This is a genomic window from Mycobacterium fragae (genome assembly GCF_002102185.1).
Classification (GTDB): domain Bacteria; phylum Actinomycetota; class Actinomycetes; order Mycobacteriales; family Mycobacteriaceae; genus Mycobacterium; species Mycobacterium fragae.
In genome coordinates this window covers 25,891-49,198 of sequence record NZ_LQOW01000008.1, presented here as the reverse complement: position 1 = coordinate 49,198, position 23,308 = coordinate 25,891, and the positions used below count along the sequence as shown (strand labels likewise).

General features: G+C 65.0%; 25 protein-coding genes, 1 tRNA gene and 2 pseudogenes. 11 read left to right on the top strand and 17 right to left on the bottom strand.

What is annotated here, in order from left to right:
• Nucleotides 1-9: 9 nt before the first annotated feature.
• The 3 genes from AWC06_RS05665 (at nucleotide 10) to AWC06_RS05655 (ending at nucleotide 2,191) form a co-directional block, all read left to right on the top strand.
• Nucleotides 10-852 carry an SDR family oxidoreductase gene (locus AWC06_RS05665; protein ID WP_085195259.1) on the top strand — a complete coding sequence of 281 codons (843 nt, stop codon included), beginning with the start codon at nucleotides 10-12 and terminating at the stop codon, nucleotides 850-852.
• Nucleotides 853-958: 106 nt separating this feature from the next.
• Nucleotides 959-1,381, top strand: a complete 423-nt coding sequence (locus AWC06_RS05660) for a lipoprotein LpqH (RefSeq protein WP_169715300.1) — start codon at nucleotides 959-961, stop codon at nucleotides 1,379-1,381.
• A gap of 285 nt (nucleotides 1,382-1,666) precedes the next feature.
• A complete protein-coding gene (locus AWC06_RS05655) occupies nucleotides 1,667-2,191 on the top strand; it encodes an excisionase family DNA-binding protein (protein ID WP_085195254.1) in 525 nt (174 codons plus the stop codon).
• A 112-nt stretch (nucleotides 2,192-2,303) separates the two neighbouring features.
• On the opposite strand, the gene AWC06_RS05650 is transcribed toward AWC06_RS05655, so the two are convergent.
• Nucleotides 2,304-2,387 (bottom strand) — tRNA-Leu (locus AWC06_RS05650).
• 80 nt (nucleotides 2,388-2,467) lie between these two features.
• Between AWC06_RS05650 and AWC06_RS05645 the strand changes: the two genes are divergently transcribed.
• Both AWC06_RS05645 and AWC06_RS05640 read left to right on the top strand, forming a co-directional pair.
• Nucleotides 2,468-2,848, top strand: coding sequence for a hypothetical protein (locus AWC06_RS05645; protein ID WP_085195252.1), 381 nt, complete (start codon nucleotides 2,468-2,470; stop codon nucleotides 2,846-2,848).
• Nucleotides 2,845-3,174, top strand: coding sequence for a DUF3817 domain-containing protein (locus AWC06_RS05640; RefSeq protein ID WP_085195250.1), 330 nt, complete (start codon nucleotides 2,845-2,847; stop codon nucleotides 3,172-3,174). The genes AWC06_RS05645 and AWC06_RS05640 overlap by 4 nt, the downstream gene beginning before the upstream one ends.
• A gap of 70 nt (nucleotides 3,175-3,244) precedes the next feature.
• Here the strand turns inward: AWC06_RS05640 and rdgB are convergent, their stop codons facing one another.
• From rdgB to clpS, 11 genes are all read right to left on the bottom strand, one after another.
• The gene (gene rdgB / locus AWC06_RS05635; protein WP_085195427.1) at nucleotides 3,245-3,844 is read right to left on the bottom strand and encodes an RdgB/HAM1 family non-canonical purine NTP pyrophosphatase; all 600 of its coding nucleotides are present in this window, start codon (nucleotides 3,842-3,844) and stop codon (nucleotides 3,245-3,247) included.
• A complete protein-coding gene (gene rph / locus AWC06_RS05630) occupies nucleotides 3,841-4,620 on the bottom strand; it encodes a ribonuclease PH (protein WP_085195248.1) in 780 nt (259 codons plus the stop codon). Before rph ends, rdgB begins: the two co-directional genes overlap by 4 nt.
• 28 nt (nucleotides 4,621-4,648) lie before the next feature.
• A complete protein-coding gene (locus tag AWC06_RS05625) occupies nucleotides 4,649-5,416 on the bottom strand; it encodes a cyclic nucleotide-degrading phosphodiesterase (protein WP_211281907.1) in 768 nt (255 codons plus the stop codon).
• A 67-nt stretch (nucleotides 5,417-5,483) separates the two neighbouring features.
• Entirely contained in the window at nucleotides 5,484-6,305 is an 822-nt protein-coding gene (gene murI / locus AWC06_RS05620) for a glutamate racemase (RefSeq protein ID WP_085195244.1), read from the bottom strand.
• Nucleotides 6,302-6,967, bottom strand: coding sequence for a rhomboid family intramembrane serine protease (locus AWC06_RS05615; RefSeq protein ID WP_085195242.1), 666 nt, complete (start codon nucleotides 6,965-6,967; stop codon nucleotides 6,302-6,304). Before AWC06_RS05615 ends, murI begins: the two co-directional genes overlap by 4 nt.
• Nucleotides 6,958-7,920 (bottom strand): cysteine synthase, encoded by a 963-nt coding sequence (locus AWC06_RS05610; protein ID WP_085195240.1) that lies wholly within the window; start codon nucleotides 7,918-7,920, stop codon nucleotides 6,958-6,960. Before AWC06_RS05610 ends, AWC06_RS05615 begins: the two co-directional genes overlap by 10 nt.
• 3 nt (nucleotides 7,921-7,923) lie before the next feature.
• Entirely contained in the window at nucleotides 7,924-8,196 is a 273-nt protein-coding gene (locus tag AWC06_RS05605) for a MoaD/ThiS family protein (protein ID WP_085195238.1), read from the bottom strand.
• A gap of 9 nt (nucleotides 8,197-8,205) precedes the next feature.
• A complete protein-coding gene (locus tag AWC06_RS05600) occupies nucleotides 8,206-8,619 on the bottom strand; it encodes a M67 family metallopeptidase (RefSeq protein WP_085195236.1) in 414 nt (137 codons plus the stop codon).
• A gap of 1 nt (nucleotide 8,620) precedes the next feature.
• Nucleotides 8,621-9,658: a P1 family peptidase gene (locus tag AWC06_RS05595; protein ID WP_085195234.1), complete on the bottom strand. Its 1,038-nt coding sequence runs from the start codon at nucleotides 9,656-9,658 to the stop codon at nucleotides 8,621-8,623.
• On the bottom strand, nucleotides 9,658-10,233 hold the full coding sequence (gene aosR / locus AWC06_RS05590) for an oxidative stress transcriptional regulator AosR (RefSeq protein WP_085195232.1): 576 nt from the start codon (nucleotides 10,231-10,233) through the stop codon (nucleotides 9,658-9,660). Before aosR ends, AWC06_RS05595 begins: the two co-directional genes overlap by 1 nt.
• Before the next feature lie 24 nt (nucleotides 10,234-10,257).
• Entirely contained in the window at nucleotides 10,258-10,560 is a 303-nt protein-coding gene (gene clpS, locus AWC06_RS05585; protein WP_085195230.1) for an ATP-dependent Clp protease adapter ClpS, read from the bottom strand.
• Nucleotides 10,561-10,601: 41 nt separating this feature from the next.
• On the opposite strand from clpS, the gene AWC06_RS05580 reads away from it, so the two are divergent.
• Entirely contained in the window at nucleotides 10,602-11,918 is a 1,317-nt protein-coding gene (locus AWC06_RS05580) for a nicotinate phosphoribosyltransferase (protein ID WP_085195228.1), read from the top strand.
• A gap of 26 nt (nucleotides 11,919-11,944) precedes the next feature.
• Nucleotides 11,945-13,912: an ATP-dependent DNA helicase gene (locus AWC06_RS05575; RefSeq protein WP_085195425.1), complete on the top strand. Its 1,968-nt coding sequence runs from the start codon at nucleotides 11,945-11,947 to the stop codon at nucleotides 13,910-13,912.
• 30 nt (nucleotides 13,913-13,942) lie between these two features.
• Here the strand turns inward: AWC06_RS05575 and AWC06_RS23930 are convergent.
• Together AWC06_RS23930 and AWC06_RS05565 are read right to left on the bottom strand one after the other, a co-directional pair.
• Nucleotides 13,943-14,608: pseudogene (locus AWC06_RS23930) on the bottom strand (NHL repeat-containing protein); the annotation flags it as partial.
• A gap of 353 nt (nucleotides 14,609-14,961) precedes the next feature.
• Nucleotides 14,962-16,086: a BTAD domain-containing putative transcriptional regulator gene (locus AWC06_RS05565; RefSeq protein ID WP_085195224.1), complete on the bottom strand. Its 1,125-nt coding sequence runs from the start codon at nucleotides 16,084-16,086 to the stop codon at nucleotides 14,962-14,964.
• A gap of 251 nt (nucleotides 16,087-16,337) precedes the next feature.
• Here AWC06_RS05565 and AWC06_RS05560 point away from each other — a divergent pair, with 251 nt between their 5' ends.
• Nucleotides 16,338-16,898 (top strand): hypothetical protein, encoded by a 561-nt coding sequence (locus AWC06_RS05560; RefSeq protein ID WP_085195222.1) that lies wholly within the window; start codon nucleotides 16,338-16,340, stop codon nucleotides 16,896-16,898.
• A 729-nt stretch (nucleotides 16,899-17,627) separates the two neighbouring features.
• Complete coding sequence (locus tag AWC06_RS05555; RefSeq protein WP_085195220.1) at nucleotides 17,628-18,311, top strand: S1 family peptidase; 684 nt, start codon at nucleotides 17,628-17,630, stop codon at nucleotides 18,309-18,311.
• A 22-nt stretch (nucleotides 18,312-18,333) separates the two neighbouring features.
• On the opposite strand, the gene AWC06_RS23545 is transcribed toward AWC06_RS05555, so the two are convergent.
• Nucleotides 18,334-18,804 carry a hypothetical protein gene (locus AWC06_RS23545; protein ID WP_227371037.1) on the bottom strand — a complete coding sequence of 157 codons (471 nt, stop codon included), beginning with the start codon at nucleotides 18,802-18,804 and terminating at the stop codon, nucleotides 18,334-18,336.
• 312 nt (nucleotides 18,805-19,116) lie between these two features.
• Nucleotides 19,117-19,221, bottom strand: a pseudogene (locus tag AWC06_RS23925) (DUF2510 domain-containing protein); the annotation flags it as partial.
• Nucleotides 19,222-19,677: 456 nt separating this feature from the next.
• On the opposite strand from AWC06_RS23925, the gene AWC06_RS05545 reads away from it, so the two are divergent.
• Together AWC06_RS05545 and AWC06_RS05540 are read left to right on the top strand one after the other, a co-directional pair.
• Nucleotides 19,678-20,316 (top strand): vWA domain-containing protein, encoded by a 639-nt coding sequence (locus tag AWC06_RS05545; protein ID WP_211281905.1) that lies wholly within the window; start codon nucleotides 19,678-19,680, stop codon nucleotides 20,314-20,316.
• A 322-nt stretch (nucleotides 20,317-20,638) separates the two neighbouring features.
• Nucleotides 20,639-21,448: a protein phosphatase 2C domain-containing protein gene (locus AWC06_RS05540; RefSeq protein ID WP_169715297.1), complete on the top strand. Its 810-nt coding sequence runs from the start codon at nucleotides 20,639-20,641 to the stop codon at nucleotides 21,446-21,448.
• A 590-nt stretch (nucleotides 21,449-22,038) separates the two neighbouring features.
• Here the strand turns inward: AWC06_RS05540 and AWC06_RS05535 are convergent.
• Complete coding sequence (locus tag AWC06_RS05535) at nucleotides 22,039-23,298, bottom strand: glycoside hydrolase family 3 N-terminal domain-containing protein (RefSeq protein WP_085195214.1); 1,260 nt, start codon at nucleotides 23,296-23,298, stop codon at nucleotides 22,039-22,041.
• Between the last annotated feature and the right edge of the window lie 10 nt (nucleotides 23,299-23,308).

Below are 23,308 nucleotides of genomic sequence, written 5' to 3'. Positions count from 1 at the left end.
AGGATAGAAATGACTGGTATCGAGCAGTTCCGCTACGACGGGAAGCGGGCGCTGGTGGTAGGCGGCGCGACCGGCATGGGCGCCGCGGCGGCCAAGACAGTGGGTGCTTTGGGCGCGGAGGTCATCGTCATGGACTACGCGCCCGTCGACGCTGAACTCGGCCGAGGGATTCAGGTGGACCTTCGGGACAAGGCGTCGATCGACGGCGCGATCGAGCAGCTGGGCGGACCGGTCGATGCCATCTTCTCAGCCGCCGGCATCGCCGATGGACCGGACCTGATGCGGATCAACTTCATCGGGCATCGTCATCTCATCGACCGGATGCTGGCCGACGGCCAGCTCCCCCGCGGCTCGGCGATCTGCTTCATCTCCTCGGTGGGAGGCATCGGCTGGGAGAACGACCTGCCCCGGCTTCAGGAGTTCTTGGCCACGCCCGACTTCGAGTCGGCGGACGCTTGGGTTAAGGCCCATGAGCCGGAAGGAATCATCCACTACGGCTTCAGCAAGCAGGCCATCAACGCCTACGTCGCGATGCAGGCGTTTCCCATGCTGGCCAAGGGTGTGCGCATCAACGCCATCTGCCCGGGTCCGACTGATACTCCGCTGGCCCGGGCGAATGCCGATCTGTGGCTCACCTTCGCCCAGGACTACCGGGATGCCACCGGTTCTTCGGTGCACACGCCAGAGCAGATGGCCAATGTGATGGCGTTTCTGAACAGTGATGCGGCCGCCGGCATCAACGGTGTGACCCTGCTCGTCGACTACGGTCATGTGATGTCGTCTCTTACCGGGTCTTTCGCGCCCGGCAAGCCGATCATCGACTTGATCATGGGCCGGGTGTCTCTCACGTAGCCCACACCTCGCGGGTTTAGTCCCGAAGGCGACCGCAAGGCTGGTAGAAAAGCGGTGCGACCAGAGCCAGATAGTGACCATGCGGCTTTGGGGATGGAGGTGCCCGGTGAGAAGCCGGTTCGTCGCTGCCGCAATAACCGCTTTGGTGGTGGCGGCATCGTGTGCGGGATGCTTGATGCGCGACCAGAAAGTGCCGCAGAAGACCGCCCGGATCACGGTCAACAACAACACCCGCACGTCGCACGCCGTCTCCTGCAGTCAGGTTCAGTGGTTGTTGACCGCTGACATCAGCGCGGCGCCGGCTCGTGTCCAGGTGGTCCTGAAGCTGGATTCGGAAAAGCCCAAACTGGAATCGGTGAACATCAATAATTTCGGGGGCTTCACCGGTGTTTCCGACTCAGGAGCCGGCAACGGAACAGTTGTTTTCGCGCGTGACACATACACCATCAGAGGCGAGGCCCAAGGATCACAGGTCGGCGATCCAAGCGTGTCGACGACCGCACCGTTCAAGATCGAAGTGGGCTGCTGAGCGAAGCCGTCAGGAGCTTCTGTCAGGTGGCTCTTGCACGTCTCGGTGGGGAGGCGGTTTCTGCAGCCACCTCCTGAGCCGGAGAAGCTGATCGGCCACTATGCCGATCGCCAAGAGGATCAGTATCACCACGACAGCGGTGCCCACATCCTCAATGGTGACAGGTTAAAGCTCGCTCAGAGGTTTCACCGCCGGCGAGGCGGTGGTATACGCCAATGACGACCTGGGTCCCCATTCTCAGAGAGGACGTTCAAGTAACCTCCCGCACGTATTATTTCTGGCGTCATGGATAGGCCAGCGATCTTCTTTTTCCTCGCCTTATTTCTCGTATTCCTCCTCGTTATGGGCGGGATCATGATCGCGGGGAGAGCCGCCGAGGCCAGGGCTGCTTCTCCGAGGACCCAAGCAGCCTTGGCTAAAAAAGAAGCCCAAGCAGATCGGAACCGTGCGGACATTTCGCACGTGGACAAAATTGACGCAGACGATGATGCTTCCGACCTGCTCTACGAGAAGGCGCCGAAGCAGTTCCTCTACACCAAGCAGCAGGCAGCAACGGCGCTAGCCATGTCGGCGGCCCATCTCAACGAGCTAATTCGGGCCGGAAAGATCAGGGCCGTAAAAGACGGCGGCAGGGTGAAGCTTACGACCGCGGACCTGCAAGCCTATGTTGATTCCCTGCCCTCCTTGGCTGACACTCCGTTCGCTGAGCCGACTAGTACCCCGACAGCTGAGTCCGAGCCCGCCCCCGGAACTCCCCGGGCGAAACGAAAAGCGCGCTCGGTTTCAGGGGAACCCAAGCTTGGCACCTGATCAGGTGACTGGCTTGCATCGAGCCGGTTCGTCGTGCGTGAATGTGGTTGCACCGCAAAGGATGTTCGGCCCAGAAGTTGGCTAAGCTGCGCAAACATTACGGCAGCGTCAGTGCGGGCGGAGGGACTCGAACCCTCAAGCTCTTTCGAGCACGGGCACCTAAAACCCGCGCGGTTGCCAGTTTCGCCACGCCCGCGGCCCAGCGATCGTACCGCTTAGATCAGACGACGGACCCGTCGGCGATGCGCCCCCAGAGCCTCGCGGTACCGTCTAAACGTGTCCACTACGCATCGTCGCAGGCCTGCGCTGATCGCTCTGGTCATCGTCGCTGCCTGCGGTTGTCTGGCGTTGGGCTGGTGGCAGTGGACGAGGTTTCAGTCCGCGTCGGGCACCTTCCAGAACCTCGGGTATGCCCTGCAATGGCCGCTATTCGCCGGGTTCTGCGTGTACGCGTACCGAAAATTCGTCCGCTACGAAGAAGTACCGCCTGAGCCGTCGAAAGACCATGCCATGACGGAGCTACCGGACGGCCTGCTACCGGAGCGACCCAAACCTGTACAGCAGCCGGCCGACGATCCCGCGCTGGCCGAGTACAACGCGTACCTGGCTCAGCTCGCCAAGGGCGACAACGACAACCAGAACAGGACGACTGCATGACCACACGCGAGACGATGCCCGCAGAAAAAATCCGGACCGCTCTGCTCGGTTATCGCGTGATGGCATGGACGACCGGTATCTGGCTGATCGCACTGTGCTACGAGATCGTCTCCCACCTGGTCTTCCATCACGAAATCCGCTGGATCGAAATCGTGCACGGATGGGTCTACTTCGTCTACGTATTGGCCGCGTTCAACCTCGCGATCAAGGTCCGCTGGCCGATTCTCAAGACGATCGGCGTGCTGCTCGCCGGGACCATCCCGCTGCTCGGCATCATCGTCGAGCACTTCCAGACTCGAAACGTCAAGGCGCGCTTCGCCCTATAACTCGCCGACTGTGCGATTTCGTACGCACCACACGGCGTGTCGCGGATAAAACCGCACAGTCGCGACCTGCCTAGGCGAGCTCACGCAAGGCCGGCAACAGAAGCCTCAGCGCGCGACCACGATGCGACGCGGCGTCCTTCTCCGCCGGAGACAGCTGCGCCGCGGTGCAATTGGACCCATCCGGTATGAACACCGGGTCGTAGCCGAAGCCGCCGTCACCGCGCGGCTCCCGAGCGATGGTACCCGGCCACTCGCCGCGCACCACGACCCCTCCGGACGCCGACACCAATGCGCACGCCGACACGAACGCGGCACCGCGTCGCTCATCGGGCACATCGCGCAGCTGCGCCAACAACAGCGCGGTATTGGCGGCGTCGTCGCCGTGCACACCCGCCCATCGCGCGGACAGCACCCCGGGCATGCCGTTCAACGCGGCCACCTCCAGCCCCGAATCGTCGGCGACACAAGGCAAACCCGTCGCGGTATACCCGTCGCGGGCCTTGGCCAGCGCGTTGTCCTCGAATGTCGCACCGGTCTCTGGGGTTTCGTCGAACGGCGGCACGTCGTCGAGCGACACGAGCGTCAGCGTCGACAGCGCCGCTGCATCCAGCACCCGCCGCAGTTCGGCCAGCTTCTTACGGTTGCGACTGGCGACCAGCAGGGGGGTCAGCTTCCGAACGCCTTCTGCGGAGCGGGCCCTTCGGGTAGCACGCCCGGATAAGGCAGCTCCAGGGCTTCGCGTTGCGCGGCGAACAGTTTGTCGCAAGCGCCCTGCGCGGCGTCGAGCAGCTTGTCCAGTGTCGATCGCGGGAACGTCGCACCCTCGCCGGTGCCCTGAACTTCGACCAGCGTTCCGGTGTCCGTGGCAACGACATTCATGTCCACCTCGGCGCGCGCGTCTTCCTCGTAGGGCAGGTCGACCCGCACCCGCCCGTCGACCACGCCGACACTGACGGCGGCGATCGCGCATGACAGCGGCCGGGGATCGGACAGCTTGCCGGCCGCCGACAGGTAGGTCACCGCATCGGCGAGCGCAACGTAGGCGCCGGTGACGGCCGCGGTGCGAGTACCGCCATCGGCCTGAAGCACATCGCAGTCGATCGCGATGGTGTTCTCCCCCAACGCCGCCAGATCGATGCAAGCCCGCAACGAGCGGCCGACCAGCCGGCTGATCTCCTGCGTGCGTCCGGATAACCGGCCCTTCACCGATTCGCGGTCGCCCCGCGTGTGAGTGGCGGCCGGCAGCATCGCGTATTCGGCGGTGAGCCAGCCCAACCCAGAACCCTTGCGCCAACGAGGCACGCCCTCGGTAACGCTTGCCGTGCACATCACCTTGGTCTGACCGAATTCGATCAGCACCGAGCCCGCCGGATGCGACGTGAACCCTCGGGTGATGACCACCGGGCGAAGCTCGTTGTCGAGGCGGCCGTCTTCTCGTTTGGACACGCCGCCAACACTAACCCCAGCTGGGGATTCAGGAACGACCGACGGTGAACGTCTCGCCGCACACCACCGCGTGCACGGGACCGTCGAATTCTGCCTTGGCCTCGCTGATCACGTCCTCGCGCGAGGTCCACGGCGGAATGTGGGTGAGCAGCAGCTCCCCGACCCCTGCCGCCGCCGCGATCTGCCCGGCTTCGGTGCCCGACAAGTGCAGATTGCGCGGCCGATCGGGCCCATGCGTCCAGGACGCCTCGCAGAGGAACACGTCGGCGTTGCGGGCCAGTTCCACAACCGAGTCACAGAATCCGGTGTCGCCGCTGTACGCAAACGACGCCCCGGCCGGGTTGGTGATCCGCAGGCCATACGACTCGGTCGGGTGACTCACCACCCGCGGCACGACGGTCACCGCACCCAAGTTCACCGGCTCACCGTCGACCCAATGCCGGACGTCGAAGACATCGGAGATGTCGTCGATCTCGCCGCCGTATGGCGATGAAGCGGCACCGACCCGCGACCACGTGTCGCCCGGCCCGTACATCAACGCCTTGCCGACCGGAGGCGACGGATGGTAGCGGCGCCACACGCACAACCCGGGCAGATCCAGGCAATGGTCGGCGTGCAGATGCGACAACAACACATGGACGGAACCCGGATCGGCGTGCCGCTGCAGCGAACCGAGCACGCCCCCGCCGAAGTCGATGACCAGCGGCGGAGTATCAGGGGCCCTCAGCAGATAACCCGATGCCGGCGAATCCGGGCCTACAACACTGCCGGAGCAGCCCAGCACGGTTATTCGCACGATTCCTACTGTGCCATGTCCGACGCCTGGTTGGCGAAAACATCCCCGCTTTACTGTGCGAGGACAGTCACCTCGGTGCACCGATGTGATGGTGAACCGGTTGGACACCGGTGATCGCCGGGCCCAGGAACCGCGCCGCGAGGCTGAGAAAGGCCTCCGGGTCACCGGTGGCTTCGAACACCCGGGTCGCCGGCGGCGCCTCATGCGGGCGCAGCAAATCCCGCTCGGTGAGCACCCGCAGCAATTCCTTGGCGGTCTCCTCGGCGCTGGAGACCAGCGTGACGGCGTCGCCCATCACCAACTGGATCAAGCCGGACAGCAGTGGGTAATGCGTACAGCCCAATACCAACGTGTCCACGCCGGCGCGCTGCAGCGGCTCGAGGTAGCCTTCCGCCAGCCCGAGCACCTGACGACCACTGGTGATGCCGCGCTCGACGAAGTCGACGAAGCGCGGGCAGGCCACCGCGGTGATCTCGGTGTCGCGCGCCGCGGCGAACGCGTCCTGATAGGAGCGCGACGTGATGGTCGCCTGGGTGCCGATGACTCCGATGCGGCCGTTACGGGTGGTGGCGACCGCACGCCGCACCGCCGGCACGATCACCTCGACCACGGGCACGTCGTAGCGATCATGGGCGTCCCGCAGGCAGGCCGAGGATGCCGCGTTGCAGGCGATCACCAGCGCCTTGACTCCGCGGTCGACGAGGTCGTCGCCGATGGCCAGGGCATGCGCGCGGATCTCGGGGATGGTGAGCGGACCGTAGGGACCGTTGCCGGTGTCGCCGACGTAGATGATGTCCTCGTCGGGCAGTTGGTCGATGATCGCTCGCGCGACCGTCAACCCGCCGACCCCCGAGTCGAAGATTCCGACGGGTGCCAACGCGCGGCTCATGTCGACAAGGCCCGTCGACGTTCGCGGGCCCTGCGTTCAGGACGGGACAACAGGTAGGCGGCCAGCACCCCGGCGATACCGCCGCACAGATGCCCCTGCCAGGACACGCCGCCGCACACATTGAGCACCGGCACGGCGCCCCACAACACGCCGCCGTAGAAGAACAGCACCAGCAGCCCGATGATGATCTGCCAGACCGAGCGGGTGAAGAAACCAAACACCAGCAAGAAGGTGAGCCAGCCGAAGATCAGGCCCGAAGCGCCGATGTGATCGGTCTCGCCGCAGGGCGATCCCAAATTGCCGATCAACCAGGTGCCGAGGCCGCCGACAATCCACACGATCGCGGTCGCCCAGACGAACCGGGACAGCCCGGCCAGCGTGACCAGGAAACCGAGAACCAACGCCGGGACGGTATTGGCCATCAGATGCGCCCAGCTCGCATGCAGCAGCGGCGCGAACAGGATGCCCCACAGGCCGTCGGCCTCCAAGGGCCGGATCCCGTTGTAATCCAGCCGGTGGCCGTCGAGTTGGTCGAACGCCTCGATGACATACAGCAGCGCCACAAAGCTGACGATCGTGGTTCCGCCGACCACCGCCGCCGAGCGTTTCTTCGGCTGCTGTGCGGGCGGCACCGGGTGTCGACCCGCGCCTCTCAAGCCCATAGCTGCCCTTCCAACGCGTCCTCGGCTTCGTCCACGCTACCGGCGTAGGCCCCGGTGGACAGGTACTTCCACCCCGCGTCGGCCACCACGAACGCGATGTCGGCGCGCTCGTTAGCCCTTACGGCCTTGGCCGCGATTCCCAACGCCGCGTGCAGCACCGCACCGGTGGAGATGCCCGCGAAGATGCCTTCGGCATCGATCAACTCGCGGGTGCGGCGCACCGCGTCGGCGGCGCCAACGGAATACCGGCTGGTCAGCACGCTCGGGTCATACAGCTCGGGCACGAAGCCCTCGTCGATGTTGCGCAGCGCGTACACGCCCTCGCCGTAGCGGGGTTCGGCGGCAATGATCGCGACATCCGGCACATGCTCACGCAGGAACCGGCCGGTGCCCATCAGCGTGCCCGTGGTGCCCAGCCCGGCGACGAAATGGGTGATCTCCGGCAAGTCGGCCAGCAGCTCGGGGCCGGTGCCGTAGTAGTGCGAGTCCGTGTTGGCCTGGTTGCCGTATTGGTAGAGCATCACCCACGACGGGTTGGCGGCTGCCAGCTCCTTGGCGGTGGCCACCGCGGTGTTGGAGCCGCCCTCCGGCGGCGAGAAAATGATCTGCGCGCCGTAGAGCTCGAGCAGCTGGCGGCGTTCGATCGAGGTGTTCTCCGGCATCACGCAGATCAGCTGGTAGCCCTTCAACCGCGCCGCCATCGCCAACGAGATGCCGGTGTTGCCGCTGGTGGGCTCCAGGATCGTCGCTCCGGGCGCCAGCACCCCGTCGGCTTCGGCCTGCTCGATCATCCGCAACGCCGGCCGGTCCTTGATCGACCCGGTGGGGTTGCGGTCTTCGAGTTTGGCCCACAGCCGGACATGCGGGTCGTCGTCCCACCTCGGTGACATGTGCGGCAACCCGACCAGCGGCGTGTTGCCGAGTGCACCCAGCAGCGAGTCGTAGCGGGTCACGCGTTACCCACCGGCGACGGCGGGCAAGATGGTGATCGAGTCGCCGTCGGCGATCGTGGTGTCCAGCCCGCCGGAGAACCGCACGTCTTCGTCGTTGACGTAGATGTTGACGAATCGGTGCAGCTTCCCGTTTTCGACAAGACGCTCGGAGATGCCTGCGTAATTGGCCTCAAGGTCGCTGATGACTGCCTGCAGCGTGTCGCCGCTGGCTTCGACGCGTTTTTCGCCGCCGGTGTGCGGGCGCAGGATGGTCGGGATCGAGACGGTGATGCTCATGAACAGCTCCTAGTAATGCTCAACGATGTTGACGGGCTCTTCGGTGACGACGCCGTCGATGATCCGGTAGCTGCGGACCTCCTCGTCGCCAGGGTCGCGGGTAGACACCAGCACGTAATGGGCGTCTGGCTCAGCGGCCAGGCTGACGTCGGTGCGGCTGGGATACGCCTCGGTCGCAGTGTGCGAGTGATAGATGACCACCGGCTCCTCGCCCGCGTCGTCCATCGATCGCCACACCTTGAGTTGCTCTTGCGCGTCGAAGCGGTAGAACGTCGGCGAGCGTTCGGCGTTGATCATCGCGATGTGCCGCTCCGGACGGTCGGAGCCCTCCGGGCCGGCCAGTACACCGCAGGCCTCATCGGGGTGGTCGGCGCGGGCATGCGCGATCATCGCGTCCACCAGGTCGGCACGAATCACCAGCACGTCACCGGGTCCCTTTCGTTTGCTCGAATGCTCCGGGCAACAGGTCCCGGTAGGTCGGTATTCCGGCCACCGACTCGGCGGCGATCACGCCGTCCAGCACCGCGCGGGCCAGGCAGTCGGCCGCGGCGGCGCCCACGGCAGCGACCAGCGCGGTCTCCGGCGATAGCGCCGCCGGCGTGTCGGCCGGTGGCGCCACCTCGACGGCGCCGGTGGCCAGCGCGAACACCATATCGCCGTCCACGGGGGTGTGCGCCGGCCGGATGGTGCGGGCCAGCCCGTCGTGCGCGGTGCTGGCGACTTGCCGACAGGCGGCCGGGCTCAGCGCGGCGTCGGTGGCGACCACCGCCACGGCAGTGTTCAGCGAGCTGAGCGGGGGTTCCAGCTGGGTCAACGCGGCGACCTGCTCGTCGGGTGGCGAGGTCAGCCCGAACTCGTCGACCAGATACGACAGCCACGGCAGGCCGGTGGTCTGGTCGACGACGTTGCCCGCGGAATTCACCGCCACCACCGCGCCGACGGTCACCCCCGAGTCCAGCGTGGTCGACGCCGTCCCCACACCGCCCTTGAGCACACCGGCGCAGGCCCCCACTCCGGCGCCGGCGGTGCCGACAGCGAATTCGACGTCCGCAGCGTCACAAGCGGCGTAGCCGAATTCCGGCGTCGGCCGGCACGCCCAGTCGCCGACGTCCAAATCGAAAATCACCGCGCCCGGCACAATGGGCACCACCCCGCCGCGCAGCGCCACGCCGCGGTCGTGCTCCTCCAGCCAGCGCATGACTCCGTCGGCCGCGGCCAGTCCGTAGGCGCTGCCGCCGGCGATCAGCACTGCATCCACGTAGCGCACGCTGTTGGCCGGGTCGAGCAGATCGGTCTCCCTGCTGCCGGGCGCCCCGCCCCGAGCGTCCACGGCGCCGACCGTGCCCGGCGGCGTCAAAACGACGGTGACGCCACGAGCCCAGCCGGCGCCCATGGTCGCGTCGGGGTCCAGCCGGTGGCAGTGACCGACGAGAATGCCCCCGACGGCGGTGATCGAATTCATCAGGTCGGTTTCCGCATCAGGGCCAGCACGAGATATTCCTGCAGGACCGTCAGCCATTGGTACACGTCAAAGTGCGGAGCCATCGGGTGATCGTCAGGCAGCCGATCCGGCCCATCCGGCCGGACGTCGAGCATTGTGCCCAGCGCCAGGCGGATGTCGTTGACGGCCGCAATCCAGGCGTTCGCCGCTTCCTCGGTCAGCTCGAACCGCCCGCCGTCGTCCGGAACCGTCGCCAATAGCTGTTGTGCCGCAGCGCGTTTGGCCTCGATGATCTCGGGCTCGTGCAGGCTGCGCAATGCGGCGTTGAGGCTTTCCGCGGATTCGGATGCACCGTCATCCGGTTTGGAGAAGTCCGGCAGCAATCGCTGCAGCGTCGTATTGTCGGGGCGTTCGGTGTTGCCCGTCTTCATGCCGGTGATCTGCTCGAGTTCGTCTGGCGGCGAAGAAGATTCACGCTCATCGAGCAGCCCGATCATCGAGCCGACGAGATTCTTGAGCAACGCTGCCTCGTGCGGGTCCAGGACGGACCGAAAACGGGGACCCTCAGCGGTCTCCACCCGCTTCCACTTGCGCACGTGTGAACCCGGACGTCCTCGATCTCAGCGGTCCTGCTGCATGGTGGCCCACAGGCCGGCTGCATGCAGCTTGGACACGTCGACCTCCATGGATTCCCGGCTGCCCGACGAGACCACGGCCTTACCTTCGTTGTGTACCTGCAACATCAGTTTGGTGGCGTGTGGTTCGCTGTAGCCGAACAACTTCTGGAACACGTACGTCACGTAGTTCATCAAGTTGACCGGGTCGTCCCACACGATCGTGACCCACGGACTGGCGGTCACATCGACTGGGTCGGCCTCACGTTGCCCGGTGGTTCCCGGCTTAGTCGGCGCTGACGCAACCATGGCTCCCAGGATACCGATGACGCACCCGATACCGTTGCGGTGTGGACGACTCGGCCTGCACTGGGCTGTTGACCGACAAGTACGAGCTGACCATGCTGGCGGCGGCGTTGCGCGACGGGACCGCGCATCGCCGGACCACCTTCGAGCTCTTCGCTCGACGGTTGCCCAACGGCAGGCGCTACGGAGTGGTGGCCGGCACCGGCCGGTTCCTGGAAGCACTTCCGCGGTTCCGCTTCGACGACACTGCGCTGGCATCGGTTGCGGAATTCCTCGACGCCGATACCGTGCGCTACCTCCGGGATTTTCAGTTCCGCGGCGATGTCGACGGGTACGCCGAAGGCGAGCTGTACTTCCCCGGGTCTCCCGTGATTTCGGTGCACGGTAGCTTCGCCGAATGCATCGTGCTGGAAACGCTGGCTTTGTCGATCTTCAACTACGACAGCGCAATTGCCTCGGCGGCCGCGCGCATGGTCGTTGCCGCGCAAGACCGACCGCTGATCGAGATGGGTTCGCGACGCACCCATGAACAAGCCGCCGTCGCGGCGGCCCGCGCCGCCTACATCGCCGGATTCGCCGCGTCGTCCAATCTCGAAGCGCAGCGCCGATACGGGGTGCCGGCCGAGGGCACCGCTGCTCACGCCTTCACCCTGCTGCACGCCCGTTCCGATGGGCCCGACGAGCCCGCTGCGTTTCGCGCCCAGGTCGAAGCGCTCGGAACCGGCACCACACTGCTGGTGGACACCTATGACGTGACGACCGGGGTGGCCAACGCCGTGGCGGCTGCCGGTACCGGTCTGGGCGGAGTGCGCATCGACTCCGGTGAGCTGGGGGTGCTGGCCCGTCAAGTCCGCGACCAGCTGGACCGGCTCGGCGCCACACAGACTCAAATCGTCGTCTCAGGTGACCTGGACGAATTCGCGATCGCGGCGCTACGTGCCGACCCTGTCAATAGCTACGGGGTCGGCACCTCGCTGGTCACCGGGTCGGGCGCGCCGACGGCCAACATGATCTACAAGCTGGTCGAAGTCGATGGCATACCAGTGCAGAAGCGGAGCAGTCACAAAGAGTCCCAGGGCGGTCATAAACAGGCACTGCGGACGACCCGCCCGAGCGGCACGATCACCGAGGAGATCGTGCATCCCGCCGGCCGCCCACCCGATACCACTGAACAGAGCCGGGTGGTGACGATCCCCCTGGTTCGTGCCGGACAGCCGGTCTCCGACACAGACTTGGGCGTGGCTCGCAAGCTGGTCGCCGCTGGCTTGAGAAGCTTGCCGTGGGAGGGTCTGATGTTGTCGCACGGGGAGCCTGCGATTCCGACAGTGCAGATCCCGGTCACACACATCTCCGAGGAGTAGCCACGCCCGAAGACTCGCCGGTGTCGGTGCCCGATCTGTTGGCCGCCGCGGTCGCGGCGCTGGGTGGCAGCGAACGCAGCGGCCAACTGCAGATGGCCAATGCGGTGGCCCGCGCCTTCGAAACCGGCGAGCACCTCGCTGTCCAGGCCGGCACCGGCACCGGAAAGTCGCTGGCTTACCTGGTGCCGGCGATTGTCCGCGCAGTGTCCGACGACACATCGGTCGTGGTGTCCACCGCGACGATCGCGCTGCAGCGCCAACTCGTCGATCGCGATCTGCCGCAGCTGGTCGAGGCGCTCAGCGACGCACTGCCTCGCCCCCCGCGGTTCGCATTGCTGAAGGGTCGACAGAATTACCTGTGCCTGAACAAGATCCACAACGGGACCGACGCTGACGCACCGCAGGACGAACTGTTCGAACCGCAGGCCGTCACCGCTCTGGGCCGCGACGTGCAACGCCTCACCGTCTGGGCATCGACGACCGACTCCGGTGACCGCGACGATCTCAAACCGGGCGTCGCCGACCGGTCGTGGCAGCAAGTAAGTGTGTCAGCGCGCGAATGCCTCGGCGTGGCCCGCTGCCCGTTCGGCACCGAGTGCTTTGCCGAACGGGCGCGAGGAAACGCGGGCGGTGCCGATATTGTCGTCACCAACCACGCGCTGCTGGCCATCGATGCCGTCGCCGAATCGGCGGTGCTGCCTGAACATCAGCTGCTGGTCGACGAGGCGCACGAGCTCGTCGACCGCGTCACCGCAGTGGCCACCGGGGAGTTGACCGCGGCTGCGCTGGGTGTCGCCTCCCGTCGGATCACCAGGTTGGTCGGACCGGAACTGCTGCAGCGGTGGGAGACGGCGTCGGCCGCCTTGACTGCGGCAATCAGCGACGCTGGTCCGGGCAGAATCGATCACCTCGACGACGAGCTCGCAACCCATCTGAGTGCGCTGCGCGATGCGGCCAGCGCGGCGCGCTCGGCGATCGACACGTCGCCCACCGATGCCAAGGCCGCGGCGGCGCGCGCCGAGGCGGTCGCCGGCCTGACCGAGATCGCCGACACCGCATCGCGGATTCTGGCGTCGTTTGCGCCAGCAATCCCCGACCGCACCGATGTGGTCTGGCTGGATCACGAAGACAACCGCGGGTCGACACGTGCGGTGCTGAGGGTGGCGCCGCTGTCGGTGGCCGGGCTCCTGCGTAACCAGATGTTCGCCAGTTCGACGGCGGTGCTGACGTCGGCGACGCTGACCGTCGGCGGCACGTTCGACGCGATAGCCACCATGTGGGGGCTGGCCGGCGGGGATGAAGAGCCGCGTTGGCGCGGCCTCGACGTCGGGTCGCCGTTCCAGCACGCAAAAGCCGGGATTCTGTACGTCGCCGCGCATCTGCCGCCGCCGGGCCGCGACGGCACCGGCTCCGCCGAGCAGCTGAGCGAGATCGCCGAGCTCATCACCGCCGCCGGCGGGCGAACGCTCGGGCTGTTCTCGTCGATGCGGGCAGCTCGCGCGGCCGCCGAGGCCATGGCGGAGCGGCTGTCCACGCCGGTGTTGTGCCAAGGCGACGACAACACCGCGGCGTTGGTCGAGCAGTTCGCCGCCGACCCCCCGACGTCGCTGTTCGGCACGCTGTCACTGTGGCAGGGCGTGGACGTGCCCGGCCCGTCGCTGTCGTTGGTGATCATCGACCGCATTCCATTCCCGCGGCCCGACGACGCGCTGCTGAGTGCCCGGCAGCGGGCGGTGGCCGCCCACGGTGGCAACGGCTTCATGACTGTCGCCGCCAGTCACGCCGCGCTCCTGCTGGCGCAGGGGGCGGGCCGGCTACTGCGTGGCGTCGACGATCGAGGCGTGGTGGCGGTGCTCGACTCGCGAATGGCCACCGCCCGCTACGGCGGCTATCTGCGGGCGTCGCTGCCGCCGTTCTGGGCGACAACTGACGGCGCCGCAGTCCGTAATGCCCTTGCGCGGCTGCGCATCTCGGCCGAAGCCCGGCCTGCATGACTCAGCCTTGGGCAGGGAAGGCGTCCATCACCCCGCCGTCAGCTTCACCACCCGATTGTGCGGAGGGTCGGTGACGTAGAGGTTGCCGACGCTGTCCACCGCCACTGCTCTGGGTTGGCCGAGTCCGGTGAACGGCACGACGGACTGGGTGCTCGAGCCCGCCGCCAGTTCCAGCACCCGATTGTTGAAAGTGTCGGCGACGTAGATGTCGTCGCGGGTGTCCACCGCCACACCGAGGGGGCCGCTGAGGCCGGTGAACGGCAGCACGGTCTGGGTGCTCGAGCTCGCCGCAAGTTTCACCACGCGATTGTTGGCAAAGTCGGTGACGTAGATGTTGCCGGCGCTGTCCACCGCCACACCGCCGAGGGTGGTTGAGAGGCCGGTGAATGGCAGCACGGTCTGGGTGCTCGAGCCCGCCGCCAGTTTCAGCACGCGACCGCTGTTGCCAGGATTGCCAAGGTCGGCGACATAGACGTTGCCGCCGGCGTCCACGACCACACCCGAGGGGATGTCGAGACCGGTGAACGGCAGCACCGTCTGGGTGCTCGAGCCCGCCGCCAGTTTGAGTACCCCGTCGTCGCCGTTGGTGACGTAGACGTTGCCGTGGGTGTCCACCGCCACGGCCCTGGGACCGACGAGTCCGGTGAACGGCAGGGCCGTCGGGGTGCTCGATCCGGCCGGCAGTTTCAGCACCCGACTGTGAACCTCGGGATTGTCGGGACAGGCGGGGCATTCAGGCGCGGTGACGTAGACGTTGCCGGCGGTGTCCACCGCCACCTGGGATTCGGCGAACATACCGGGGAACGACGGCAGCGCGGTTTGCACGCGAGGCGCTGCCGGATGCGGTCGCAGCAGATAAGCGGTGACGCCGGCGGCGACGATGACTGCCACGATCAACAGGGCAGCCGGGATCACGACGGCCTTTCGCCGCCACCACCGGCGCGGAGACGGGCTGGGGGTGTCCACCGGCTCACCGTACGCAGTCATCCGGTTGACTGATGGGCGAACGAGCTATTGCCCTACCACGCCCGGCGATCTTGCCGATCTCGTTATGGTTGCAGCTCGAAGGTGAACTCGTGTCCGCAGATGCTGATGTGGTCGCCATCGGCGAGAGTGGCAGTGGGATGCAGTCTGCGGCCTTGCAGCAGCACACCGTTGGCCGATCTCAAATCGGCGATCACGAAACTGCTTCCGGTATCGATGATTACCGCGTGATGTCGACTGACCGCGGCGTCGTTGATAACGATGTCATTGTCGGCGAGTCGCCCTATCCGTGTTGCGCCGGCCTGTAGCGGATGGCGCCGTCCGGCGGCGTCGCGCAGGCTGCAGAGGGCGGACTTGCGGGTGGAGGCAGTGTGCGTGGTCGCAAGGGTGCGGGCTGCGGTGGTCTTGGCAGCCTGCTCGGTGTCCAAAGGCTGCTGGCGCAGGATTCGCACGTGCAGACCCTCGATCGTGGGGCCCGGGTCGATACCCAGATCCTCGGAGAGCACTGTTTTCAATCGCCGATAGGCTTCCAGTGCATCGGACTGTCGTTCAGCGACGTAGTAGGCGGTTATCAACTGCGCCCAAAGCGGTTCGCGATACGGGTGCTCGGCGGCAAGTTGTTCGAGTTCACCGATAACGGCATAGCCGCGCCCGCATGCGATTTCGGCTTCGGCGCGGGCGGTATGGGTCCCTACCTTGTCTTCCATCAGGGCAGTGGCGAACGCATCGACAAACGCAAAGTCGCGCAAGTCATCGAGTACCGGCCCTCGCCATTCGGCCAGCGCCGCCGACAGATGGCTACTGGCCTGTTCGAATTGTCCCGCCGCGGCGGCCTGCATTCCGTTGGTCTTTTCGACGATGAAGCGGTCTAGATCGCATTCGCCGTCAGCAACGTTGAGTCGATATCCCGGTGGCGCGCTCGCTAACACCGCGCGGGCATCCGCCTCAGCACTGTCCAGGATCCGGCGAAGGTTGGAGACGTAGGAGTGGACGCTTGCTCGTGCCGCCGGCGCCGGAGCTTGATCCCAGGCGGCGTTGACGAGCGACTCCGTGCTCACCGCGCGATTACGGTTGATCAGGAGCATGGCCAACACCGCCCGCTGCTTGGGCGTACCCAACCCGACCGCCGCGCCCGCCACGGTCATCGACAACGGCCCCAGGAGACCGAACCCGAGACGACTATCGCCCATAGCGCTTTCAGCCTTCCAGGTCGTCAGCGATGTCAGCTCTTATTGTGACGCCGCTGACCAATCGGCGGCGACGATTCCTCCGGGCTGGGTTGAACCGCGAAGGCATGCCGCGGCACAGCATCATTGCGCGGCGAGAATCCCCCAAGAATCTGATGAGAATCCTCCAAGGCGTAGTCGGCAATGTTTCCGTCGCAAGCGCCATCACGGCGAACCCCAGAGCCGGAGTTCCTCCGGAGATTAGGAAGCAGATCATGAACCAAATCTCGCCCGACCAGCAGCAGCCAAGCCAGCGCCGCAACGATTTTCGGAGCGCGCGCGAACACAGCGGCCTGGCACAACCGACAAGTGACGCATCGCCGCCGATCCCCAAGGGCGGCGCTGCACGGTTTTCCACCGCGACCTTGCTCCTGTTCGGGGGCTTCGCGCTAGCCATCGTCAGCAGCTTTCTCACCTGGGAGACGATGACGGCCACCGTCTCCGCATTGGACACGCCGCTGTACACGGAGACGAAAATCATCGGGCTAAGTGCCGCCGCGAAATTCGTCGTCCTCGCGGTGATCGGCGTAGCTGTGTGGCTCGCGTGGCCGATCCTGGTCAAATCGTCTGTGTCGGCTAAGCGCCTCGCCGGCCTGTCTGGTGTGGCCTTGCTGTCCGTCCTCTTCTCGGCCGGCTGGTTGGTCAGCGTCTCGGGCGACAACACGAACGGCGTGAGCGCCTCAGTGGGGTTCGGATACCTGCTGTATACAGCGGCGGCAATTGCCATTGCCGTGGGCATCATCCGAACGTGGATGAATCGTTCGAAGACGCAGTAACTGTCTGGCGGCGGCGGTCTGCTCCGTCCACCACTCGGATGAGAGCACGACCGCCCGCCGCCACGTCGCGGGCCGGGTGAAATCGATCCGGACCATTGGCAATTGTTTTATCGAAAAGACTTGCAGATATCGAAATTGTGTGATGGTGGGCGTAGCCATTTGCGGCGTCGCCCGCCACGCGCAGGAGGTGTAACCATGAAGATCGCTTTCGCAGGGCTTTGCACAGCCGCCGCCGTAGCATTCGCGACTATCACGATTGCCCCACCGGCACAGGCAAAACCATGTGAAACTCCCGATGGCAGGGTGACCCAGGCATGCACCGACTGCCTTAATCATGCAGGGGGCCAAAATGGTGACCCGACGCCGGCCGTGGAGAAATGCGGACAACCCGGGACGGTTTCGCAACCCCCGCAGGGCCAAAACCCGCAGGGCCAAAACCCGTAATCAAGACAGCCTGAGCGGGTCCGAGGCGATGTCCCGACCCGCTCAGCATTTCACGCGCGCAACTTCTTTCGCGCCATAGCTGACTGCGCCCTTGCCAGCATTCCGGGTTGCAACCAAAGCGTCATACCAGCCGCCAAGAATCCGTTGAGAATCCGCCAAGGCGTCCGTCGCACCCTATGTCTGTAGCGCATCTGTTCACGCGACCGACAACGAAGGACGAGAGATGACAACAGGATTCGCCGCAACTGGCACGCATCACAACTACCGGAATGCCAATCCGAGCCCATGCTCAAGAAGCTGCTGGCCGCGCTGATTCCTCCTGTTGCTGTGGCGGCTATCGCACCCACGGCTGCGCATGCCTATGGAGGCCTGCTGGCCGTCGGGATGAAGCTGACCTTCGACAACCACGACTGCTCACTAGGGTTTTTCGCCACGGACTCCGTGGGAGATCAGCTCGCGATCACCGCTGGGCACTGTGCGCACGGGCTTCACGAAAAGGTGTACAACACCTTTGGTCAGCAAATAGGCGAAGTTGTCGCATGGCAGCCAGATACCGAAGATGGTGACGGAAATCTGATCGGTTCACGCGGATTCACGATCGTCTACACGTATAAGACCTTTAGCATCGAAGCATTTTTCACCAGCGTGGGAAACGCGAAAGTTGGTGATCACGTTCGGCTTTACGGGGAGCGGACCACCGGCACGGACGGCACCATCACCCGCGTTTCCCTCACCGCCGGTCGCCCGGATTTGGACCTACTAACGGCCGATATTGTGCAGCTCCCTGGCGACTCGGGCGGCCCTTGGTACTCGCAGGGCCCAACCTTGGTCGGTATCGCATCCAGCAGCAACGAAGAGAATGGTGGTGGCTCCCAAGGCGCCCAGGCCCAGCCCGTCGGCGCGCTCGAGCAAGAAATCAAGGCCGTTGCGCGCTACGGACAGGGCTTCTCCGTCTACCTCCAAGGCTGAGCACGCGTCGCGGAACGCCGACTCAGTAGGCCTGTCCCCTGGTGTTCGATCGAGACATCCAGATCCGGACCACGCCCACGGCGATGGCAACGACGGCTGCCAGGTATAGCAGTAACCCAAATCCTGGCGAGACACTCACAGCGCTGTCGTCATCGCTGGTGCTTTCCGAAGCAGCGGTGTACCAGTTCGTGACGGCGAGACCGGCGAGCAAGATGACTACGACGCTCAGTCCGATCAGCCGTTGGACAGACAGCCGAGCCCCGGTGAAGAAGGGCCACGCCAGCCACCCGGCTCCGGCGATCATTAGGAGCACCATCAGCTTCCAATAGGCCGGGGGTGAAACGTCTTTCGAGATGATATCTATCCCGAGCGCGCTGCCCGTCACGGTAAACCATGTCAGAAATAGGCTGATGACGGCTGCAACGGAGCCGCCGATGAGAAGCCAGGCGGTGGCCGACTTTGCGACGTTGGCTTGGATCGCCGCAAAACTCACAGGCGGTACCTGGCCGCTATCGGGTCGACTTTCGTAGGGAGGTGGAGGCCATGCCGGGGGAGGTAGTCCCCCGGGGGGACCAGCCTCTGCGCTGGGCGTCATGCCGGGCGGAGGCATGCCGGGCGCGGGCTGGTGGGGCATGTTGGGAGGAGGCGGCGGCGGCGGAGGAGGAGGGGGCATTGCACCCCCGGATGGTGGCATTGGCGGCCTCGGCGCGGGCTGGGTCGGCGCGTAAGCCGACGGGGGCGGTGGACTGGGCGCAGGCGGAGGCTGCTGCGGCGGTGGGGACATCGCGGGCGCCGGCGTGGATCTTGGCTTCCGTTGACGGTGCGGTGTCCAGTCCTGACCGTCCCAATAACGCTGTGCGCTGGAATCCTGCGGGTCGTCGTACCAGCCGGGCTGGTTGGGTGTCGTCATGGGCAGATCCTCCCGCTTGACTGAACTGCACCCGAGAAAACACAGCATAACGCCGGGGTCAGCCATCAGTGACGTTTTGCCAGTCGCAATTCATTCCGAATCGGCTATCCATAAGTAGGGGCCAGCTGCGCGGTGACCCGCATCCAGCGTTTCCCAGTGATCGCGTCAGCACCGGACCGGTCGCGCTAGCACGTGTTTTCGTCGAATTTACCTGGCGGACAACGGATCCGACGAATGCTTATCGATTCGCAGGATTCAGCAACTGAACCCGGGACCTGCGTGGAGAGTTGGCATAGGACGGCGTGAAGTCAGTGGTTTGGACAATGCCGCGAAAAAGGCGCTAGCCCGTGAATACACAAGTAGACTTTGACGGCCGGGTTTGCGAGGTCATGGTGGTCGACTTAATCAGCCGCTGAGAGTGGGTGTCCTGTGGAGCCTAAGGGATCAATTCTTCTGGTGTACTTCGTTGCCGATGAATCGGGCTCGATGGGGCGCAATATCGGCGAACTAAACGATGGCCTGGCCTCGCTGCACGACGCATTGCAACGAGAGTCATTCGCAGCCGCAAAGGTGCGGTTATCGGTGATCGGCTTCTCCGATACCGCGTTCACCTACCTGGAACCCGCTGACTTGCGTGTTCTTCAGGGGATGCCGGTGCTGACCGCCCAAAGCCTGACCTCCTATGCGGCAGCGTTTGACCAGCTCGCCTACCGGATCAGCGTTGACGTTCCCAGCCTGAAAGCTCAGGGATACACAGTGCATCGGCCTGCGGTTTTTTTCCTGACTGATGGTCTGCCGAACGAAAACGAGGATTGGCGCTCAGTTCGAGCGAATCTGCTGGCGCAGCCCGCGGCGCCCAACATTCTTGCCTTCGGAATCGGGGATGCCGACGCCGCAGTCATAGGCGAGGTTGCGACCAAGCCCCACTTCGCGTTCGTCGCGGCACGCGGGGTGGATGCGGGCGCAGCGATCTCGGAGTTCCTTACCTCGCTGACGCAGTCGGTAATCAGTTCCGGGCAGGCCATCGCGGCCGGTGCGACTGAATTGCAATTTGAGAAACCAGAAGGGTTTACCTTGGCCGTAGACGTCGTGTAGGCCGGTCTACGCCCGGTGCGTGCTCATGTTCCCCTTCAAACGGAGACGAAAAAACAAAGCACCTCGCGACGGGAGTCCGCCCGCGCCGCTGGAACCGCCGACAGTCCCGCTGCCAGCTCGCGCTCCTGAGCCAATCGCATTTGGTGCAAGGGGTTCGGCCTCTAACAAGCCGAGAAGTACTGGAGTCGTTGGGCCGACCATCATCCCCCAGATCACGGTCGGAACACCCTCGCCGGCCGTGGAGCCATCAGCAATAGGTACGGGCTATTGCTCGTTGCCATTCCGACCCGATGTGGTGATCGATGGATGGTCTACCGACACCATGACCGTACGCGGAGTATCGCAGCGCGGTCACCTGCATCGCTACAACGGCGCGCCGCGTCAGGACGATTTCGCATTGCATCTTTTGCCCGACGGGCGCCTGATTGTCCTTGTCGCCGATGGTGTTTCGGGGGCGCCACAATCGCATATCGGCGCGAGCACCGTCACCAAGCAAGCCGCCGACTGGCTGCACTCCTACCTCGGCCATGACATCGCGAACACCGACTGGTTGGCTCTGTTCAAGAGCGCCGCATGGGCGCTCACGGAGAGGGCCCAAACCCTTCTGGGACTTGATGCGCCCGATCCGGTGCGCGCTGAGGAGCAACTCGCGACGACGTTGGCGTGTGCGGTCATCGAACCCACCGGTATGCATACGTTGCGGGCCTATGTCATTGGCGCCGGTGATTCGGTCGCCTGGCTGCTCTCAGCCGGACAATTCGTCGAGGTTCTGGCCGGCAAGGCGGTGCCGGTCGACGGGGTTGCGTCATCGGCGGTGGTGGGATTGCCGCGTGTTCCCACCGAAGTCAAACCGATGATCGTCGACATCGCAGAAGACGACGTCTTGTTGATTGCTACTGACGGAATCGGCGATCCCCTGGGCGCCGGGCAGGGCGCGGTGGGCGACTTGTTCCGGGAAGTGTTGACCAAACCGTCGGCGCCTTCGCTGATCGAGTTTGCTCACGCGGTGGATTTCAGCCGTGAAACCTTCGATGATGATCGGACCCTCGTCGCGGTGTGGCCACGAAGACGATTATCCGAGGCGACCATGGTCCAGTCGCGGGGACGTAGTGCCGTGGAAGGTCTGCGATGACCGCTCCGATCAGAACGGGTTGACGTTGTAGTCGCTGTCAATGACCATGCCGTGCCCTGTCGTGTCGTTGGTGAAGGTGGTCCCAGTGTCGGTCGGCACTATCGTCCAACCTTGAAACTGATACGTCTGCCCATTCGCCAAGGTGATATCGGGCTGCCCTGGTGGTGCCAAGCCGAGATTGGCTGTACGCCAAGTGAATCGGCCTGATGCAGTGATGATTGCTTGATCCTGATGCAACACCGATGGATCACCTGGCCACCCGGGGTACGGTGCGGGGTCCATGGGGGCCTGTGGGAAACCGGCCGTCTGACATACCACATTAGGCCCGGCTCCGTCGCTATCGTCGGAGCCGACCTCACAGCGCATCGGCGGCGACAGGGTCTTCACGTTCACAAAATGGCAAAGACTGGGATCAGCGCTTGCCGGTGGCGCGAAAGCCACCGCCGCACAAATGACTCCGGCGCTCGCCCATCCGATTTTCGTGATCATGCTGGTGTCTTTTCTCCGGACGCAATGTCCGTCATTACGGCGGATCACACAAAGGTTCCTACGGACGGCTTGGAAAATTCTTGGTGTATTCGTGGGTGCGGTCAATGGTGACAGCTGTTGAGGGCCTTGGCCTCTGCCATCCGCCGCACGGATGCCTCTATCTTGGGCATGCTCAACTCACCACCGTCCAGCGCCGAGATGAGCCGGTCGAGCACCTTTGGGACCTCGGTGTCGGTCACCCAGAGTGCGGTATCGGCACCGGCCTGCAAGGCCTTCAATACGGCCTCGGGGACGCTGTAGCGATCGGTGATCGCCTTCATGGTCGACAGGTCGTCGGTGAACACCGGGCCGTTAAACGGCGGGCCGCCATAGTCGCTTCCTTTGCGCAGCAGTTCAACCGCGGCTGGACTCAAGCTGGCGGGGTCATTACCCGTCAAATGGGGCACCTGCATATGGCCGATCATCACCCCCACCGGTGCCTGTGTCACCAGCGTTCGGTAGGGCACGAGGTCGAGGCTTTTCAAGTCCTCCAGCGGCGGGCTGACGACTCCGGTCATGTGCGAATCCCCGGACGCACGCCCGTGTCCGGGAAAGTGCTTGAGCACTGGCAGCAAGCCGGCGTCGCGCAGTCCCTTCGCGTACGCGCTGGCGTACTCCGTCACCACGGCAGGGTTCGGGCTGAACGACCGGTCACCGATCACCGTGTCATCGGGCGCGTCGGTGACATCGACGACAGGCGCGAAATCGATCGTGATGCCGTAGCTGCGCATTTTTCGACCACGCTCCAGGGCCTGCTGATAGACGCCCTCGGACGGCATGCTCTGCGCCAGCTCGCGGGCCGACGGTGCCGTCCCGATAAGTGACGACAGCCGTTCCACCCGGCCGCCCTCCTCATCGACGCTGACGGCGAGCGGCAGCGGGCGTGCCGAGCGGGAGATGGCGGTGAGCGTCCCGTCTTTGAGCATGGACAGGTCGGTCCAGCTGGCAATGAAGATCCCGCCGACGTGCTGGGTGGCGACGACGCGGCGCGCGTCGGCTGCGTCAGTCACCCCGACCATCAGCAACTGTGCAAGCTTGTCGCGCTTGGACATCGACGCCAGAAACGACGATGGGACACCGCAGCCCGGCGGCGCCGGCTTGGCCTTCGGGGCCATCGCGTGAGTCGGCAATGCTGTCGGTCGGGCTGCCGTCGACGATGCATGGCGCGGGCGGGTCAGCTGAATGCCGGCGAATACGACGCCGCCCACCAAAACCACGCCGAGTATCGCGCCGACGATGTTTTGGGCGCGCGAGCTCGATCGAGGTGGGCGAGCCGGGGTTGCTGACGAGCGACGGGGTCGTTGCGGTCGATTACTTGTCATTCCCGATCAC

What these genes read in the sequence shown, in the direction of transcription:
- AWC06_RS05665 (WP_085195259.1), top strand. Translation starts at nt 10, where the DNA reads ATGACTGGTATCGAGCAGTTCCGCTACGACGGGAAGCGGGCGCTGGTG.
- AWC06_RS05655 (WP_085195254.1), top strand. Translation starts at nt 1,667, where the DNA reads ATGGATAGGCCAGCGATCTTCTTTTTCCTCGCCTTATTTCTCGTATTC.
- AWC06_RS05640 (WP_085195250.1), top strand. Translation starts at nt 2,845, where the DNA reads ATGACCACACGCGAGACGATGCCCGCAGAAAAAATCCGGACCGCTCTG.
- murI (WP_085195244.1), bottom strand. Translation starts at nt 6,305, where the DNA reads ATGAGCCGCGCGTTGGCACCCGTCGGAATCTTCGACTCGGGGGTCGGC.
- AWC06_RS05615 (WP_085195242.1), bottom strand. Translation starts at nt 6,967, where the DNA reads ATGGGCTTGAGAGGCGCGGGTCGACACCCGGTGCCGCCCGCACAGCAG.
- AWC06_RS05605 (WP_085195238.1), bottom strand. Translation starts at nt 8,196, where the DNA reads ATGAGCATCACCGTCTCGATCCCGACCATCCTGCGCCCGCACACCGGC.
- AWC06_RS05595 (WP_085195234.1), bottom strand. Translation starts at nt 9,658, where the DNA reads ATGAATTCGATCACCGCCGTCGGGGGCATTCTCGTCGGTCACTGCCAC.
- clpS (WP_085195230.1), bottom strand. Translation starts at nt 10,560, where the DNA reads ATGGTTGCGTCAGCGCCGACTAAGCCGGGAACCACCGGGCAACGTGAG.
- AWC06_RS05565 (WP_085195224.1), bottom strand. Translation starts at nt 16,086, where the DNA reads ATGGGCGATAGTCGTCTCGGGTTCGGTCTCCTGGGGCCGTTGTCGATG.
- AWC06_RS05560 (WP_085195222.1), top strand. Translation starts at nt 16,338, where the DNA reads ATGAACCAAATCTCGCCCGACCAGCAGCAGCCAAGCCAGCGCCGCAAC.
- AWC06_RS05555 (WP_085195220.1), top strand. Translation starts at nt 17,628, where the DNA reads ATGCTCAAGAAGCTGCTGGCCGCGCTGATTCCTCCTGTTGCTGTGGCG.
- AWC06_RS05540 (WP_169715297.1), top strand. Translation starts at nt 20,639, where the DNA reads ATGACCGTACGCGGAGTATCGCAGCGCGGTCACCTGCATCGCTACAAC.
- AWC06_RS05535 (WP_085195214.1), bottom strand. Translation starts at nt 23,298, where the DNA reads ATGACAAGTAATCGACCGCAACGACCCCGTCGCTCGTCAGCAACCCCG.